Origin of the sequence: Streptomyces sp. WELS2 (assembly GCF_013870595.1) — a bacterium.
Lineage (GTDB): Bacteria > Actinomycetota > Actinomycetes > Streptomycetales > Streptomycetaceae > Streptomyces.
Window position 1 is genome coordinate 1 of sequence record NZ_JACBWZ010001014.1, and the last position, 2,006, is coordinate 2,006.

Below are 2,006 nucleotides of genomic sequence, written 5' to 3' on the forward strand. Positions count from 1 at the left end.
GTCGGTCTGTGAACGATCGTCAGCCGTCCAGTGACAGCGGCCGCGCGGGCCGGCGTCACCGCGCCGGGGGCGGCCCGCGTCCGACACCCCTTGCGGGACCGTGAGTTCGGGCCGTCCGGCCTCACCGTGAGGGCGTTCTCAGCCCGTGTTCCGCCGGATGCGGGCCAGCAGAGCCCGCAGTTGCTCGCGGTCGGCCGCGTCCAGCGTCGCCGTGGCCTCGGCGAGGGCGAGGCGGTCGGTCTCCTCCGCCTCGCGGTGGCAGCGCAGCCCGGCCTCGGTGAGGCGCAGCAGGAAGGCCCGCCGGTCCGTGGGGTGACGTACCCGCTCCACCAGGCCGTCGCGTTCCAGGCTGTCCACGATCGTGGTGGTGGTACGGGCGGCGATCCCGGCCATCTCGCCGAGGTCCCGCATCCGCAGCGGTTCCGGCGCCCTGGCCAGCATGCGCAGGGCGCGCAGCCGGGCCACCGAGGCCCCCTTCTCCCGCAGCCGGGCCTCCACGAACTGCCGTAGCCGGTTGGTCGTCTCGTACAGCTCGTCGATGAGGATGTCGCTGCTGCCGTGCACTGCCATGGTGCCCAGTCTCTCCTGTCCCGCAGGTCCCGGACCATCGAGCCCTGCCCGCACTCCCGGGCCACCGAGGCCTGCCCTGTCCGCCGACGGCCCGTCGAGCCGTCTCCCGCACCCGGCACCCGGAACCCATATGCTGAGCAACGACATAGTGCGTATGCTCAGCATATGCGCCGTCGTCCCTCCGTGCCGTTCGCCCTGCCGTCGCTCAGTCAGCGTCTGGTCGTCCCCGTCGTGTGCGTCAGCGTGACGTTCATCGCGATCGTCGACGGAGCGATCACCACCGTGGCCCTGCCCTCGATCGCCCGTCAGTTCCGGCTGACGACCGCCGCGCTGGACGGCGTGGTCGTCGCCTACCCGGTCTGCCTGGCCATGGCCATCCCGGCCTCCGCCTGGCTGGTCGAACGGTTCGGCGGCAAACGCGTCCTGCTGGCCGCCCTGTCCGGGTTCCTCGGCTCCTCCCTGCTGTGCGGGGCTGCGGCCGGGCTCGGTCAGCTCGTCGCCTACCGCGCGGTGCAAGGGCTGTCGGCCGGTGTGCTCTTCCCGGCCTCCGCCGCGCTGCTGTTCGGCACCTTCACCCCGGCCGAACAGGTGCGCGTCTCCCGCTACATGATCATTCCGCAGCAGATCGCCCCGGCCGCGGCCCCCGTCCTGGGCGGGCTGCTGGTGGACCAGCTGTCCTGGCGGTGGGTGTTCTACGTCAACCTGCCGGTGGGTCTCCCGGCCGTCCTGTTCGGCGCGCTGTTCCTGGCCGACGAGCGCGGCGGCCGGCCCGGCCGGTTCGACCTGCCCGGTCTGCTGCTGAGCGCGGGCGCCCTGGGCACCGTGATGTTCGGCGTCTGCGAGGGACCCAACCGCGGCTGGTCCTCCCCCGCCGTCGTCGTCTGTCTGGTCCTGGGCGCCGTACTGCCGGCCGCCGCCGTCACCGTCGAGCTGCGCACGGCCCATCCCCTGCTGCGGCTGCGCCTGTTCACCGACCGGCTCTTCCGGGACACCAACCTGATCAACCTGGTCGGCCTGATACCCATCATGGGCGCCCTGTACCTGGGGCCCCTCTTCCTCCAGCAGGCGCAGGGCCGTACGGCGCTGGAATCGGGCCTCACCACCTTCCCCGAGGCGTTCGGTGTCCTGCTGACCGTGCAGATCACCGGCGCGCTGTACGCCCGGGTCGGTCCGCGTCTGATCGTCGGCCTGGGACTGGCCGGGGTCGGCGCGACCCTGGTCCTGCTCGCCGGCTGCGACGCCGGCACCGGCCTGTGGACGATCCGCGGCTACATGTTCCTGTTCGGCGCCGCGATCGGCTGCTTCTTCATCCCTACGACCGTCGCCTCGCTGGCCACCATCGACCGGGCGGACCTGGCCCAGGCCACGATGCTGAACACCGTCGTGCGCCAGACCGGTGGCGCGCTCGCGCCGGCGGCGGTGACCACGGCCCTCGT

General features: G+C 72.6%; 2 protein-coding genes. One reads left to right on the forward strand and one right to left on the reverse strand.

Annotated elements, in window-relative coordinates; all coding sequences use genetic code 11:
* Window positions 1-138 precede the first annotated feature (138 nt).
* A complete protein-coding gene (locus H5J33_RS32965; protein ID WP_181798380.1) occupies window positions 139-570 on the reverse strand; it encodes a MarR family winged helix-turn-helix transcriptional regulator in 432 nt (143 codons plus the stop codon).
* Window positions 571-813: 243 nt separating this feature from the next.
* Between H5J33_RS32965 and H5J33_RS32970 the strand changes: the two genes are divergently transcribed.
* Window positions 814-2,006: DHA2 family efflux MFS transporter permease subunit (locus H5J33_RS32970; protein WP_309485542.1), on the forward strand; the 1,193-nt coding region annotated here is incomplete at its 3' end.

What these genes read in the sequence shown, in the direction of transcription:
- H5J33_RS32965 (WP_181798380.1), bottom strand. Translation starts at nt 570, where the DNA reads ATGGCAGTGCACGGCAGCAGCGACATCCTCATCGACGAGCTGTACGAG.